Here is a 13,355-nt window from a genome sequence, read left to right on the forward strand (position 1 = left end):
GGTTTACCCATATTGAATATTGATTAGTTCTTAATATGAATAACAAACAACAATATCTGGATATCGCTGAAGGGAAGGGTGAAAAAGCGCCTTCAACGATGGTGGCTTTCTCCTCACGAGAGATGAACTATCCACTGCTGGAGAGCTTGTTAGAGGCGCAGGCATTTTTCACCGAGGGCGAAATAAGCTATACCGAGCAGGAACAGGGTGGATTCTTTTATACCTGTCGTCATCACGATCGTGAGCTGACCTTTTATCTTGAGGTATCGGAGCGCGATCCCGAGAATAACATTACGCCGATACATTCAACCGATGAAATTTCGCCGGAGCTGCTGGCGCAGGCGAATGCGGCAACGCAGGAAGTGATGGTTGAGTGTATTTTTGGCCCCAATCCACTGGAAGATTACGTTCATCAGCTCCGTTTATTAAGCGCCGTGGTGCCGGATTTTCTCTTGGGTATCGATATTTCCGCGGCCGGTAACGTGTTTACCCGTGAATGGCTGAGTTTTCAACTGGAAGATGATGTCCTGCCGGAAATTGAATCGCTGTATACCATTCATGCCGTGTACGACATCGAGAACGATCCGCCAACCACATTCTGGTTCCACTCGCATGGTCTGGCGCGATGCGGCCTGACGGAGGCTGAATTAGTTATTCCTGAGACGCTGAGTTCGTATTATGGCATCCCAGATTTATTCCGAAGCTTTGTTAATAATGCTATTCAAAATCAGCAAATTACCTTTAATGAGCCGATTCTGTGCGGGCAAACGGACAGCGGGTATGAATATCTGGTGGCGTTGCCGTTTGAAGAAGGGTTACGGCATGTGAATCAATCCACACCGATTGATCAACTGCGGCCTCTGGAAGAGATGCACTACGATCTGGAAGGGACGCCGGAAGGCGTGTTTCTGGGCGATCACGCCGATCGGGATGACGTGCATCAGGAGCCTTCCTGCATGCTGTTTCGTACCAACGAAGAGAATCCGGTACTGCAAACGTTCTTTAAAGGGTTTGATGAGCAGAATGCCATCATGTTCTGGCGCACGAACGCGGAAACGGCAGAAATGTCACGTAAAGCGCAGCTGCGCTGGCGTTATTTCGTCAACATGTTTAAAAATTATCATGTGAGTGACGAACCGGCTAAGCCCAGTTTTTTAGCTAAGCTACTCAAAAAATCACCTAAGCCCGTCGAAAGTGAATGGCGCTTTATGGTGAAGTTTGGCATTCCTCATGGCGAAGCGGGAGAAGAGCGTGAACACATGTGGTTTGTGCCCGAAAAAATCGACGATGCGGTCGTTACGGGGACATTAATCAATCATCCATTCTACGTTGAGGACATGCAGGAAGGCGGTGTGTATTCTATTGATATATCGTGGGTAACCGACTGGGCGATTTATTATCAGGGCGATAGCTATAAGCCTGATACGATTTATAAACTGCTTAGCCATAGCCAGACTCACTGACCAATCTCCTCTACCAGTCAGAACGCGTGTTCTGGCTGGTGGTGCCCGAACTTTCCCGCTCACTGCTCTTTTGTCATAAAACTGTCATATTTCGTACATTTTACTGTCACCAAATTGTCCTATTTTTCCTCCTGCGAACTACACTCTGATTTGATAACTCTGATTGATAACGACGTTACGTCGACACGTTTGAGTATCCCACAGGAGGGATTATGAAACTGATGCGTACCACTCTTGCCAGTGTTGTTGCGGCAACCTTTTCTCTGACGGCATTTTCTGCTTTAGCTGCTGCTAACCTCACCGGTGCCGGTGCGACATTCCCTGCGCCTGTTTATGCCAAATGGGCTGACTCCTATCAAAAAGAAACCGGTAATAAGGTTAACTATCAAGGCATCGGTTCTTCTGGCGGTGTAAAACAGATTATCGCTAAAACGGTCGATTTCGGTGCTTCTGACGCGCCTCTGGCTGACGACAAATTAGCACAGGATGGTTTATTCCAGTTCCCAACCGTTATCGGTGGCGTGGTACTGGCTGTAAACGTTCCTGGTATCAAATCTGGCGATTTAACGCTGGATGGTAAAACACTGGGTGATATCTACCTGGGCAAAATCAAAAAATGGAACGACCCAGCCATCACCAAACTGAACCCGAATGCCAAGCTGCCGGATCAGGATATCGCAGTGGTTCGTCGTGCTGACGGTTCTGGTACCTCTTTCGTGTTCACCAGCTACCTTGCAAAAGTGAACCCAGAGTGGAAAGAGAAGATTGGTGCAGGTTCTACTGTGAACTGGCCAACCGGTCTGGGCGGTAAAGGTAACGATGGTATCGCGGCGTTCGTACAGCGTCTGCCCGGTTCTATCGGTTACGTAGAATACGCGTATGCCAAGCAAAACAACCTGGCTTACACCAAACTGATTTCTGCCGATGGCAAAGCGGTTAGCCCGACTGGCGCAAGCTTCAGCAACGCGGCTAAAGAGATCGACTGGAGCAAGTCTTTCGCTCAGGATCTGACGAACCAGAAAGGCGCTGATGCATGGCCGATCACCTCAACCACGTTCATCCTGGTTCAGACCAAACAGGAAAAACCTGAGCAGGGCGCTGAAGTGTTGAAATTCTTCGACTGGGCGTTCAAGAAAGGCGGTGAGCAAGCTGAAGCGCTGGATTACGCCACACTGCCAAAAGAAGTGGTTGAGCAAATCCGTGCTGCCTGGAAAACTCAGGTAAAAGACAGCAGCGGTAAAGCTCTGTACTAATTATTGTATCGACACCATCGTGTTGATAACCAGAGCGTGATGAGGCTGTCAGGTTCTGGGAAAGATGTAGTGGAATAACAAGTCGTATCGGGGCGGAGAGGTGATAGTAACCTCTCTGCCTTCAATAGCTTATCAAATGTAGTTAAAACGAGAAGAGAGACGTATGGCGGAGTACAAGCCAACTATCAAAGCCCCGGGAAAATATGGCGATATCCTCTTCAGCACGCTGGTAAAACTGGCGGCGCTGGTCACGTTACTGCTCTTGGGAGGCATCATTGTTTCCCTGATTGTGGCGTCTTGGCCTAGCATCGAGAAGTTCGGTTTTTCCTTCTTGTGGACGAAAGAGTGGGATGCGCCCGCAGAGCAGTTTGGTGCACTGGTTCCGATTTACGGCACCATCGTTACCTCGCTGATTGCACTGATTATTGCGATTCCGATTAGCTTCGGGATTGCGTTGTTTCTGACAGAACTGGCACCAGCTTGGTTGAAGCGTCCGCTTGGCGTGGCGATTGAATTGCTGGCAGCCATACCGAGTATTGTTTACGGCATGTGGGGGCTGTTCATTTTCGCTCCGCTGTTTGCCAAATACTTCCAACAACCGGTAGGCAACGTCCTGTCCGGTATTCCTATTGTTGGCTCGCTGTTCTCCGGGCCGGCATTCGGGATCGGTATTCTGGCGGCTGGCGTCATTCTGGCCATCATGATTATCCCGTACATTGCGGCGGTGATGCGTGATGTGTTTGAGCAAACGCCGGTGATGATGAAAGAGTCTGCCTACGGTATTGGCTGTACGACGTGGGAAGTCATCTGGCGCATTGTGCTGCCTTACACCAAAAACGGTGTGATCGGCGGGGTGATGTTGGGATTGGGGCGCGCGTTGGGGGAAACCATGGCGGTCACCTTTATCATCGGTAACACCTACCAACTCGACAGCGCGTCGCTGTATATGCCAGGCAACAGTATTACCTCTGCGCTGGCGAACGAATTCGCCGAAGCGGAATCCGGCCTGCACACGGCGGCACTGATGGAGCTGGGGCTGATTCTGTTTGTGATTACCTTTATTGTTCTGGCATGTTCAAAGCTGATGGTGATGCGTCTGGCTAAAAATGAGGGGGCGCGCTAATGGCTGCATTAGGCATAGAGCAAGACGCTGCTCTGGAGCGTTCGCGGCGTAAAATGCAGGCCTGGCGTCGCCAGAAAAACCGCATTGCGCTGTTCTTATCCATGTCCACGATGGTGTTTGGCCTGTTCTGGCTGGTCTGGATTCTGTTTTCGACCGTGACCCGAGGCGTGGATGGCATGTCTCTGGCGTTGTTTACCGAAATGACGCCGCCGCCTAATACGGCGGGTGGCGGGTTGGCGAATGCCATCGTCGGGAGCGGATTGCTGATCCTGTGGGCGACGCTGCTGGGGACGCCGCTGGGTATTATGGCAGGCATCTATCTGGCGGAATACGGTCGTAAATCCTGGATCGCCGAAGTGATTCGTTTCATCAACGACATTCTGCTGTCAGCACCGTCGATTGTGGTGGGTCTGTTTGTCTACACGCTGGTGGTGGCAAAGATGCAGCACTTCTCCGGCTGGGCGGGCGTGATTGCGCTGGCGCTGTTGCAGGTGCCGATTGTGATTCGTACCACTGAGAACATGCTTAAACTGGTGCCAGATAGCCTGCGTGAAGCGGCTTATGCGCTGGGGACGCCGAAATGGAAAATGATTTCTGCGATTACGCTGAAGGCATCGGTATCGGGCATCATCACCGGGGTATTACTGGCCATTGCGCGTATCGCCGGGGAAACGGCGCCGCTGCTGTTTACGTCGCTGTCGAATCAGTTCTGGAGCACGGATATGATGCATCCGATTGCTAACCTGCCGGTCACCATATTTAAGTTTGCCATGAGCCCGTTTGTGGAGTGGCAACAGCTGGCTTGGGCGGGCGTACTGCTGATTACGATGTGTGTGCTGCTGCTGAATATTCTGGCGCGCGTTATTTTCTCTGCCAAGAAGCACTAATTCGCTAAGAAAGCGTCGTTTTCTGAGAAACATTAAATAAATTCAAGGCGCTGCCAGGCAGCGCCAGGAAAAAGAGAGAAGTCTTGATGAGTATGGCTACTGAGACATCCAACAAAATCCAGGTACGCGATCTGAATTTCTATTACGGAAAATTCCATGCGTTGAAAAACATTACGCTGGATATTGCCGCGAATCAGGTTACCGCGTTTATCGGCCCGTCCGGCTGTGGTAAATCCACGCTGCTGCGTACGCTGAATAAAATGTATCAGCTCTACCCTGAGCAGCGCGCCGAAGGCGACATCCTGCTGGATGGCAATAACATCCTGACGGATAAGCAAGATATCGCGCTGCTGCGCGCCAAGGTCGGCATGGTGTTCCAGAAGCCGACGCCGTTCCCGATGTCGATTTACGACAACATCGCGTTTGGTGTGCGTCTGTTTGAAAAGCTGTCTCGTGCCGATATGGATGAACGCGTTCAGTGGGCGCTGACCAAAGCCGCGCTGTGGCAAGAGACGAAAGATAAGCTGCACCAGAGTGGCTATAGCCTGTCCGGTGGTCAACAGCAGCGTTTATGTATTGCGCGTGGTATCGCGATTCGTCCAGATGTCTTGCTGCTGGATGAACCTTGTTCTGCGCTTGACCCGATTTCTACTGGTCGCATTGAAGAGCTGATCTCCGAGCTGAAAAAAGATTACACCGTGGTTATCGTGACGCACAACATGCAGCAGGCGGCGCGTTGCTCAGATCATACGGCGTTCATGTATTTGGGTGAACTGATTGAGTTCAGCGATACTGATACCCTGTTTACTGCTCCACGGCAGAAACAGACTGAAGATTACATCACCGGCCGTTACGGTTGATTAGGAAAGCATCATGGATAATCTGAATCTGAACAAACACATTTCCGGTCAGTTTAACGCCGAACTGGAACACATCCGCACGCAGGTCCTGACCATGGGCGGGCTGGTGGAGCAACAGCTGAGTGACGCGATTACCGCGATGCATAATCAGGATGCGGAGCTGGCTCAGCAGGTGATTGAAGGTGACGCCAAAGTTAACATGATGGAAGTGGCGATTGATGAAGCCTGCGTGCGCATTATTGCGAAAAGGCAGCCTACCGCCAGCGATCTGCGTCTGGTGATGGCGATCATCAAAACCATCTCCGAACTGGAACGCATCGGTGACGTAGCGGATAAAATCTGTCGTACCGCGCTGGAGAAGTTTTCCCATCAGCATCAGCCGCTGCTGGTGAGTCTGGAGTCATTAGGGCGCCACACCGTGCAGATGCTGCATGACGTGCTGGATGCGTTTGCCCGTATGGATCTGGATGGAGCGATTCGTATTTATCGCGAAGACAAAAAAGTGGATAAAGAGTACGAAGGGATTGTGCGTCAACTGATGACCCACATGATGGAAGATCCTCGCACCATCCCAAGCGTACTGACGGCGTTGTTCTGCGCCCGTTCTATCGAGCGTATTGGTGACCGTTGCCAGAACATCTGCGAATTTATCTTCTATTTCGTCAAAGGTCAGGATTTCCGTCACCTGGGTGGCGATGCGCTGGAAAAGCTGCTGGCGCAGAAAGATAAAGCCGAAGAGTGATCCAGTCTTTGTGATTCTCGTGATAACGCCCTGCTTGCAGGGCGTTATTTTTTATCAGGATAGTGAATCAGATCGTGGAAGCGCGCTGTGGTATCGGCAGGGTTGTGGTAGCGGTGTACCCTGTCGGCGGCAAAGCGCAAGGCGTCACCAGCGGACAACACATGCGTTTGCCCATCAACGGTCATTTCCAGTTGTCCCTCCAGCACAATAATATGCTCGATCACCCCGCTTTCATGCGCCGATGAGGTGCTGCTGGCACCTGCCGCCAGCTCAATAACCAACATATCAAAACGTAGCTTTTCGTCGAAAGGGAAGAGCGGTGCAACGTGCATTCCCGCTTCGTTTTCCCTGAATGACGATCCCGCTCCTGAGCGATAGGTCACGTCTTCGTGCGCGAGCGTCGGTTCAATAAAGCTAGAGAACGCGACATTCATGCCAGTCGCAATTTTCCACAGCGTGGAAACCGTTGGGCTGGATTCCCCCCGTTCGATCTGGCCCAGCATCGCTTTGCTCACACCTGTCTCTTCTGCCGCACGCGTGAGGCTCCAGCCTTTCTCTTGTCTTAACGTTTTCAACGTATTGCCAATACGGCGGGTTAGCTCATCAGACATCAGTACTGGCTCCTGCTTGTGCGTTATAGCGCACACTGCTATGTTAACGCTTTCTGTGCGTTATAACGCACGATAAGAGTGAAGGTATACCATGCCTGCGTCATTTGCGCTAAAAGATGTCACCTTTTCGACCCTCATCGCTGGCTTTGTTGCGGTGCTGGTGGGCTACACCAGCTCGGCCGCCATTATTTTTCAGGCAGCGGAAGCGGCGGGTGCCAGTGCGGTGCAGATCGGCGGCTGGTTAAGCATGCTGGGGATTGCCCAGGGGCTGGCGTCTATTAGCCTGTCGCTGTATTACCGCGCGCCGATACTGGCGGCCTGGTCAACGCCAGGGGCGGCGCTGCTGGTCACCAGCCTGCCGGGCACCTCGATCAATGAGGCGATCGGCGTGTTCCTGTTTGCCTCCGCGCTTATTTTTATCTGTGGAATCACTGGCCTCTTTGCCCGCCTGATGAATGTTATTCCGCACGCTATTTCTGCTGCGATGCTGGCGGGGATTTTGCTGCGCTTTGGTGCGGATGCCTTTCTTTCCCTGCAACACGATTTCTGGCTGGCTTTTGCGATGTGCGTAACCTATTTGCTCAGCCGTCGGCTGTTGCCGCGCTTTGCCATTGTGTTGACGCTGCTTGCTGGCCTGCTGCTCGCCTTATTTCGCGGACAAATTGTGGTTTCTGATTCGCCGCTGGTGTTCGCCGTACCGGAGTTTATTACGCCGCATTTTTCGTGGGCGTCTCTGCTGGGCGTCGGTATTCCATTTTTCATTGTCACGATGGCGTCGCAGAACGCGCCGGGCGTTGCCACGCTGAAAGCGGCAGGCTATCAGGTTCCCATATCACCGCTGATTAGTATTACCGCATTAATCGCGCTGGTTTTGACGCCGTTCGGTGGTTTTTCCGTGTGCATCGCCGCGATTACTGCCGCAATCTGTATGGGGCCGGATGTGCATCCCGATCCGCAGAAACGCTATCTTGCCGCCGTCGCTGCCGGTGGATTTTATCTGCTGGCGGGTGCTTTTGGCGGATCGATCGGGCAGCTTTTCACGGCGCTACCGCAGCCGCTGATTCACGCTATCGCCGGTTTGGCGCTGCTCAGCACCATTTCAGGCAGCCTATACCGCGCTTTACTGGATGAAAAACAGCGCGATGCCGCGGTGGTCACTTTTCTGATTACCGCCTCTGGATTAACGCTGTGGGGAATCGGCGCGGCGTTTTGGGGACTGATTGGGGGGATGATGACCTGGTTTATTCTGTCAGCATACGCTGACAAGGTGCGTTGAATCGTCAGAATAATCTGCCAGAATACCGAAGTAACATAAGGTTATATTATAGCTATTTATGTTATTTCCCGCGTTTTCGCCCTGCTGATAGCCTGCGGTTAATACACCAATAATTAAGGGGCAGGGAATGAAAAAGCAGATTTTGACAGTGACTTTATTGGCCGGGTTGGCTTCCGTTTCTGGTGCTGCACAGGCAGATAAATTAGATGACATTCAGAAGGCGGGTGTGGTGAAAATTGCCGTCTTCGACAGTAATCCGCCGTTTGGCTATGTCGATCCACAAAGCAAAAAGCTGGTGGGTTATGACGTGGATATCGCTGAGGCCATTGGTAAAGCGCTGGGCGTAAAGGTTGAGCTGCGTGCGACGAACCCGGCTAACCGTATTCCTTTGTTAAGTTCGCAGAAAGTCGATCTGATCGCCGCGAACTTCACCATTACCGATGAGCGTGCCAAGCAGGTTAACTTTAGTATTCCTTATTTCGCGACCGGGCAAAAATTCATCGCCCGTAAAGGCGTGCTGAAAACGCCGGAAGACATCAAAACGCTGCGCATCGGCGCGGATAAAGGCACCGTGCAGGAAATTACCCTGCGCGAGCATTACCCGACGGCCAAAGTGATTTCCTACGACGATACGCCGCTGGCCTTCGCCGCGCTGCGTAACGGCAACGTTCAGGCCATCACGCAGGATGATGCCAAACTGGTCGGCCTGCTGGCTAACGTGCCTGATGCACAGAAGGCTGAGTTCGAAATTTCTCCGTTCAGCATTACCAAAGAGTATCAGGGCGTTGGGATTCCGAAGGGCGAAGAGCGTCTGACGGCGAAAATTAATGACACGCTGATTAATCTGGAAAAACAGGGTGAAGCGAAGACAATCTACGATCGCTGGTTCGGGCCGAGCACGAAATCATCCCAGCCGCGCGGCGACTTCACCTTTGCCCCGCTGGATCAACAACCTAAATCCTGATAGCTGACGCCTTCAGTGCTATGATCTCAGCCCTCTGCATTGCAGAGGGCATTTCTATTTGTACCTCGTAATAATGACAAAGAGAGATAAAACGCATGGATACGGCGCTGCAATCGCTTGAATCGTGGCTGTTGGCTCCTCAATACCTCATCTGGCTGTGGCATGGTTTCCTGATCACGCTGGGTCTTTCCCTGAGTACGATCGTTCTGTCCACGGTGCTGGGCTTTTTGTTGGCGGCAGCCAGAGACAGCCAGATTCGTGTGTTACGCGGCGTTGTTGTGGCGTATAGCTCGTTATTTCGTAATACACCGCTGCTGGTGCAGCTGTTTTTCTGGTATTTCGGTGCCGGACAGCTTTTTCCCTCAGAGATGATGCAATGGCTGAACACCCCGCATACGCTTTCTCTCTTCGGTACGACGTTAGCCTGGCCTTCTTTTGAGTTTCTGGCGGGTTTGGCAGGGCTGACGCTCTACTCCAGCGCGTTTATTGCGGAGGAGATCCGCGCCGGTATTCGTGGCGTCGCGCGCGGGCAGAAGTACGCCGCGCATGCTTTGGGGTTAACTGGCTTCCAATCCATGCGTTATGTGGTGTTGCCACAGGCGCTAAAAATCGCCCTGCCACCGCTGCTTGGGCAGTACATGAATATCGTTAAGAACTCGTCGTTGACGATGGCGATTGGCGTGGCTGAATTGTCCTACGCGTCGCGTCAGGTAGAGACGGAAACCCTGCGTACGTTTCAGGCGTTTGGCGTGGCGACGGTGTTGTACATCGTGATTATTGCGGTGATGGAAGGCTGGGGCATGTGGCGTCAGCAACGTAGTCTGGCGGAGAGACACTAAGATGGATTTTACCGTTATCACCGATAACATCGACTATTTGATGTGGGGAACGTTCCCCGATGGCCCGCTGGGTGGCGCGGCGCTGACGCTGGTGATGAGCCTGCTGGCGGGCATAGCGTCTGCCATATTGGGTACGATTTTAGGCGTGGCGCTGGCGATGTCCCGAGGCTGGTGGAGCGCACTGTTGGCGATGATGCTGGGGTTCTTCCGGGCGATTCCCGTCATCATGCTGATTTTCTGGACGTACTTCCTGCTGCCGATCGTTTTTGGCGTCGATATTCCCGAAATTACTACCGTAGTTTGTGCGCTGGCGCTGATCGCCTCGGCGTATCTGGCACATGGTGTGAAGGCCGGTATTGTCGCCATCGGGCGCGGCCAGTGGCAGGCTGGGCTCTCGCTGGGGCTAAGCCGCTGGCAGGTGTTATGGCAAATAGTGCTTCCTCAAGCGCTGCGGATGATGGTGCCTTCCTTCATCAACCAATGGATTTCTCTGATTAAAGATACCTCACTGGCCTACATTGTCGGGGTCGGCGAGCTGACGTTTCTTGCTACGCAGGTCAATAACCGCAGTATGGTTTACCCGATGGAGGTGTTCCTGTTTGTCGCGCTGGTCTACTTTGTGTTTTGTCTGTCGCTGGAGCTGCTGGCGAACGGGGTTAACGCCCGTTTTAACCAGCAGGAAAAGCAGCCGAAACGCCGTTTGCTGTGGTGGCGGAATAAGCCAGCCTGAGGATGCAGATTGTCGACAAACCTATTTGTAGAACGAAAACGGGATTAACGGAATAGAAGAGTAAAGCGTTTGCGCCAGGGATGGCGCAATCCGAGCTTACATGGATGTACTTGCAGCGTCTTTACGATCTATCCGTTACTCCCGCTCGGCGATTTTTGTCGGTAACCTCAAGCAATCCTTTCTGTGGTTTATTCCTGCGCAGTGATGTTCCAGCCTTTTTCGCGCCAGATTTGCGGCAGTTCGCGCATATCGTCGAACATCGTGACCAGAGGGTGATGGATCGGCTGGTTATGGGGATCGGCGCAGTAATAGAACACAGGAATGCCCGCGGCGATGCCTGCTTGTACGCCCGCGGCGGAATCTTCAACCAGAATGCAGTGTTCGATGGGAAGCTGTAACTGCTCGGCAGCGTGATACAGCACCGCCGGGTCGGGCTTCCATTTTTTCAGATCGTAGCCGCTGTAGAGATGGTCGCCAAACAGATCGAGCATGTGCGTCAGGCCGAGCGAATGGTGCATCTTGCTGACCGGACCGTTGGACACCACGGCCATTGGGACAGTAATAGACTGCACTAACTCACGTGCGCCCTCGATAGGTTGCAGGAACTCATCGAACAGACGTTTCACCTCTTGCCGGAAATGACGCTCCGCATCGTCTACCGACACGGTTAAGCCATGCTGCTGGCTGATGCGGGCAATAATCTCGTACAGCTTCACGCCCTTGTAGGTTTTTATCACCTCCTCCAGCGATAAGTTCACCCCATACGGGATGAAGATATTCACATAAGCCTGGCAACACAGCACTTCGCTATCAACCAGCGTGCCATCACAGTCGAAGAAGACGCATTCAATACGGGGCATGACCAATCCTTATCGATGAAATAAAAGATGAAGCTCCTACTTTAACCAATTGACCCGATATTGCGACCTATACTCGTCATACTTCAAGTTGCATGTGCGTTGGCAGCGCTTACTCGCCCGAATCACTTACTTGAGTAAGCTCATCGGGACTCCCTCGCTTGCCGCCTGCCTGAAACTCGAATTATTTAGAGAATACAAAGCCATTTTCAGAGCGATCTTGCATAAAATTAGGGGGTTTCAATAGAGGGATGGCGGCGCAATAGACATGACGTTAATAGGTTCTTCTTATTCGATGAAAAAAAACGTGGGATCAACGTAAAAACGCAGCGTTTTGTTATAGGATACCCGACGACAGTTATTCCCTTCTTTGGATTGTTACTAATGAATAAATCACAACCCGGCCTTGCTACCGAGCAGGGCTTGCTGGAGCGCGTGTTTAAACTTAAACAACACGGCACGACAGCACGTACGGAAACGATTGCCGGTTTCACGACGTTTTTGACGATGGTCTACATCGTTTTTGTTAACCCGCAGATTCTGGGCGTGGCGGGGATGGATACCAAAGCGGTCTTTGTGACCACCTGTCTGATTGCGGCGTTCGGCAGCATTTTGATGGGGCTGCTGGCTAACCTGCCTGTGGCGCTGGCACCAGCAATGGGGCTGAATGCGTTTTTCGCTTTTGTCGTCGTCGGTGCGATGGGTCTGCCATGGCAGGTTGCGATGGGTGCTATTTTCTGGGGCGCAATCGGTTTCCTGTTGCTGACCATCTTCCAGATTCGCTATTGGATGATCGCCAATATCCCGCTCAGCCTGCGTTTGGGTATCGCCAGCGGTATCGGGTTGTTCATTGCCATGATGGGCCTGAAAAACGCCGGCATTATCGTTCCTAACCCTGAAACGCTGGTGACGATTGGTAACCTGACGTCACACAGCGTGCTGCTGGGTGCTCTGGGCTTTTTCATTATTGTGGCACTGGCTTCACGTAATATTCATGCCGCGGTACTGATCTCCATCGTGGTGACCACCTCAATTGGCCTGCTGCTGGGCGATGTGACGTATTCTGGCGTGTTCTCCATGCCGCCGAGCGTCATGTCGGTGGTGGGCCAGGTTGATCTGGCAGGGGCGCTGAACCTCGGGATGTCCGGCATTATTTTCTCCTTCATGCTGGTTAACCTGTTTGACTCCTCCGGTACGCTGATTGGCGTGACGGATAAAGCCGGTCTGGTTGATGCTCGCGGTAAGTTCCCGCGCATGAAGCAGGCGCTGTATGTCGATAGCATCAGCTCTGTAGCCGGTTCGTTTATCGGAACGTCATCCGTTACTGCGTATATTGAAAGCTCTTCTGGCGTGTCCGTAGGCGGACGTACCGGCCTGACGGCTGTGGTTGTTGGCCTGCTGTTCCTGCTGGTGATCTTCCTGTCGCCGTTGGCGGGGATGGTACCTGCCTATGCGGCCGCGGGCGCACTGATTTACGTGGGCGTATTGATGACGTCCAGCCTGGCGCGCGTGACGTGGGATGACTTGACGGAAGCCGTACCGGCCTTTATTACCGCGGTGATGATGCCGTTCAGCTTCTCTATTACTGAAGGGATCGCGCTGGGCTTCATTTCTTACTGTGTGATGAAGTTGGCGACGGGTCGCTGGCGTGAAATCAGCCCTTGCGTGGTCGTAGTTGCGCTGCTGTTCCTGCTGAAAATTGTGTTTATCGACGGGCATTAATGTGTTCGTGGCTCCGGGGCTTTCCCGG

13 protein-coding genes are annotated in these 13,355 nt (G+C 52.5%); 11 read left to right on the forward strand and 2 right to left on the reverse strand.

The window, feature by feature from the left end; all coding sequences use genetic code 11:
• Window positions 1–35 precede the first annotated feature (35 nt).
• From EO763_RS22480 to phoU, 6 genes are all read left to right on the forward strand, one after another.
• Window positions 36–1,463, forward strand: a complete 1,428-nt coding sequence (locus EO763_RS22480) for a DUF4026 domain-containing protein (RefSeq protein WP_161530283.1) — start codon at window positions 36–38, stop codon at window positions 1,461–1,463.
• A gap of 212 nt (window positions 1,464–1,675) precedes the next feature.
• Window positions 1,676–2,716, forward strand: a complete 1,041-nt coding sequence (gene pstS, locus EO763_RS22485; RefSeq protein ID WP_161530284.1) for a phosphate ABC transporter substrate-binding protein PstS — start codon at window positions 1,676–1,678, stop codon at window positions 2,714–2,716.
• 163 nt (window positions 2,717–2,879) lie between these two features.
• Entirely contained in the window at window positions 2,880–3,839 is a 960-nt protein-coding gene (gene pstC / locus EO763_RS22490; RefSeq protein ID WP_161530285.1) for a phosphate ABC transporter permease PstC, read from the forward strand.
• On the forward strand, window positions 3,839–4,726 hold the full coding sequence (gene pstA, locus EO763_RS22495; RefSeq protein WP_161530286.1) for a phosphate ABC transporter permease PstA: 888 nt from the start codon (window positions 3,839–3,841) through the stop codon (window positions 4,724–4,726). The genes pstC and pstA overlap by 1 nt, the downstream gene beginning before the upstream one ends.
• 86 nt (window positions 4,727–4,812) lie before the next feature.
• Window positions 4,813–5,586, forward strand: a complete 774-nt coding sequence (gene pstB, locus EO763_RS22500; protein WP_010681437.1) for a phosphate ABC transporter ATP-binding protein PstB — start codon at window positions 4,813–4,815, stop codon at window positions 5,584–5,586.
• A gap of 13 nt (window positions 5,587–5,599) precedes the next feature.
• The gene (gene phoU / locus EO763_RS22505; RefSeq protein ID WP_161530287.1) at window positions 5,600–6,328 is read left to right on the forward strand and encodes a phosphate signaling complex protein PhoU; all 729 of its coding nucleotides are present in this window, start codon (window positions 5,600–5,602) and stop codon (window positions 6,326–6,328) included.
• A 44-nt stretch (window positions 6,329–6,372) separates the two neighbouring features.
• On the opposite strand, the gene EO763_RS22510 is transcribed toward phoU, so the two are convergent.
• Window positions 6,373–6,939, reverse strand: a complete 567-nt coding sequence (locus tag EO763_RS22510; protein WP_161530288.1) for a helix-turn-helix domain-containing protein — start codon at window positions 6,937–6,939, stop codon at window positions 6,373–6,375.
• Window positions 6,940–7,030: 91 nt separating this feature from the next.
• Between EO763_RS22510 and EO763_RS22515 the strand changes: the two genes are divergently transcribed.
• The 4 genes from EO763_RS22515 to EO763_RS22530 all read left to right on the forward strand — a co-directional run bounded on the left by EO763_RS22515 (window position 7,031) and on the right by EO763_RS22530 (window position 10,748).
• Entirely contained in the window at window positions 7,031–8,215 is a 1,185-nt protein-coding gene (locus EO763_RS22515) for a benzoate/H(+) symporter BenE family transporter (RefSeq protein WP_161530289.1), read from the forward strand.
• Window positions 8,216–8,342: 127 nt separating this feature from the next.
• Window positions 8,343–9,179 (forward strand): ABC transporter substrate-binding protein, encoded by an 837-nt coding sequence (locus EO763_RS22520; RefSeq protein WP_010681432.1) that lies wholly within the window; start codon window positions 8,343–8,345, stop codon window positions 9,177–9,179.
• A 95-nt stretch (window positions 9,180–9,274) separates the two neighbouring features.
• Complete coding sequence (locus EO763_RS22525) at window positions 9,275–10,018, forward strand: amino acid ABC transporter permease (RefSeq protein WP_161530290.1); 744 nt, start codon at window positions 9,275–9,277, stop codon at window positions 10,016–10,018.
• 1 nt (window position 10,019) lies between these two features.
• On the forward strand, window positions 10,020–10,748 hold the full coding sequence (locus EO763_RS22530) for an amino acid ABC transporter permease (RefSeq protein ID WP_161530291.1): 729 nt from the start codon (window positions 10,020–10,022) through the stop codon (window positions 10,746–10,748).
• 188 nt (window positions 10,749–10,936) lie between these two features.
• Here the strand turns inward: EO763_RS22530 and yieH are convergent, their stop codons facing one another.
• Window positions 10,937–11,608 (reverse strand): 6-phosphogluconate phosphatase, encoded by a 672-nt coding sequence (gene yieH, locus EO763_RS22535; RefSeq protein ID WP_039546127.1) that lies wholly within the window; start codon window positions 11,606–11,608, stop codon window positions 10,937–10,939.
• A gap of 381 nt (window positions 11,609–11,989) precedes the next feature.
• On the opposite strand from yieH, the gene EO763_RS22540 reads away from it, so the two are divergent.
• Entirely contained in the window at window positions 11,990–13,327 is a 1,338-nt protein-coding gene (locus EO763_RS22540) for an NCS2 family permease (protein WP_161530292.1), read from the forward strand.
• Window positions 13,328–13,355 lie beyond the last annotated feature (28 nt).

It is taken from the genome of Pectobacterium odoriferum (assembly GCF_009931295.1).
GTDB lineage: Bacteria > Pseudomonadota > Gammaproteobacteria > Enterobacterales > Enterobacteriaceae > Pectobacterium > Pectobacterium odoriferum.

Bases quoted from the DNA above. Each gene is read 5' to 3' on its own strand.
- pstB (WP_010681437.1), top strand. From the start codon at position 4,813: ATGAGTATGGCTACTGAGACATCCAACAAAATCCAGGTACGCGATCTG.
- pstA (WP_161530286.1), top strand. From the start codon at position 3,839: ATGGCTGCATTAGGCATAGAGCAAGACGCTGCTCTGGAGCGTTCGCGG.
- EO763_RS22520 (WP_010681432.1), top strand. From the start codon at position 8,343: ATGAAAAAGCAGATTTTGACAGTGACTTTATTGGCCGGGTTGGCTTCC.
- pstS (WP_161530284.1), top strand. From the start codon at position 1,676: ATGAAACTGATGCGTACCACTCTTGCCAGTGTTGTTGCGGCAACCTTT.
- EO763_RS22515 (WP_161530289.1), top strand. From the start codon at position 7,031: ATGCCTGCGTCATTTGCGCTAAAAGATGTCACCTTTTCGACCCTCATC.
- EO763_RS22525 (WP_161530290.1), top strand. From the start codon at position 9,275: ATGGATACGGCGCTGCAATCGCTTGAATCGTGGCTGTTGGCTCCTCAA.
- yieH (WP_039546127.1), bottom strand. From the start codon at position 11,608: ATGCCCCGTATTGAATGCGTCTTCTTCGACTGTGATGGCACGCTGGTT.
- pstC (WP_161530285.1), top strand. From the start codon at position 2,880: ATGGCGGAGTACAAGCCAACTATCAAAGCCCCGGGAAAATATGGCGAT.
- phoU (WP_161530287.1), top strand. From the start codon at position 5,600: ATGGATAATCTGAATCTGAACAAACACATTTCCGGTCAGTTTAACGCC.
- EO763_RS22530 (WP_161530291.1), top strand. From the start codon at position 10,020: ATGGATTTTACCGTTATCACCGATAACATCGACTATTTGATGTGGGGA.
- EO763_RS22480 (WP_161530283.1), top strand. From the start codon at position 36: ATGAATAACAAACAACAATATCTGGATATCGCTGAAGGGAAGGGTGAA.
- EO763_RS22510 (WP_161530288.1), bottom strand. From the start codon at position 6,939: ATGTCTGATGAGCTAACCCGCCGTATTGGCAATACGTTGAAAACGTTA.
- EO763_RS22540 (WP_161530292.1), top strand. From the start codon at position 11,990: ATGAATAAATCACAACCCGGCCTTGCTACCGAGCAGGGCTTGCTGGAG.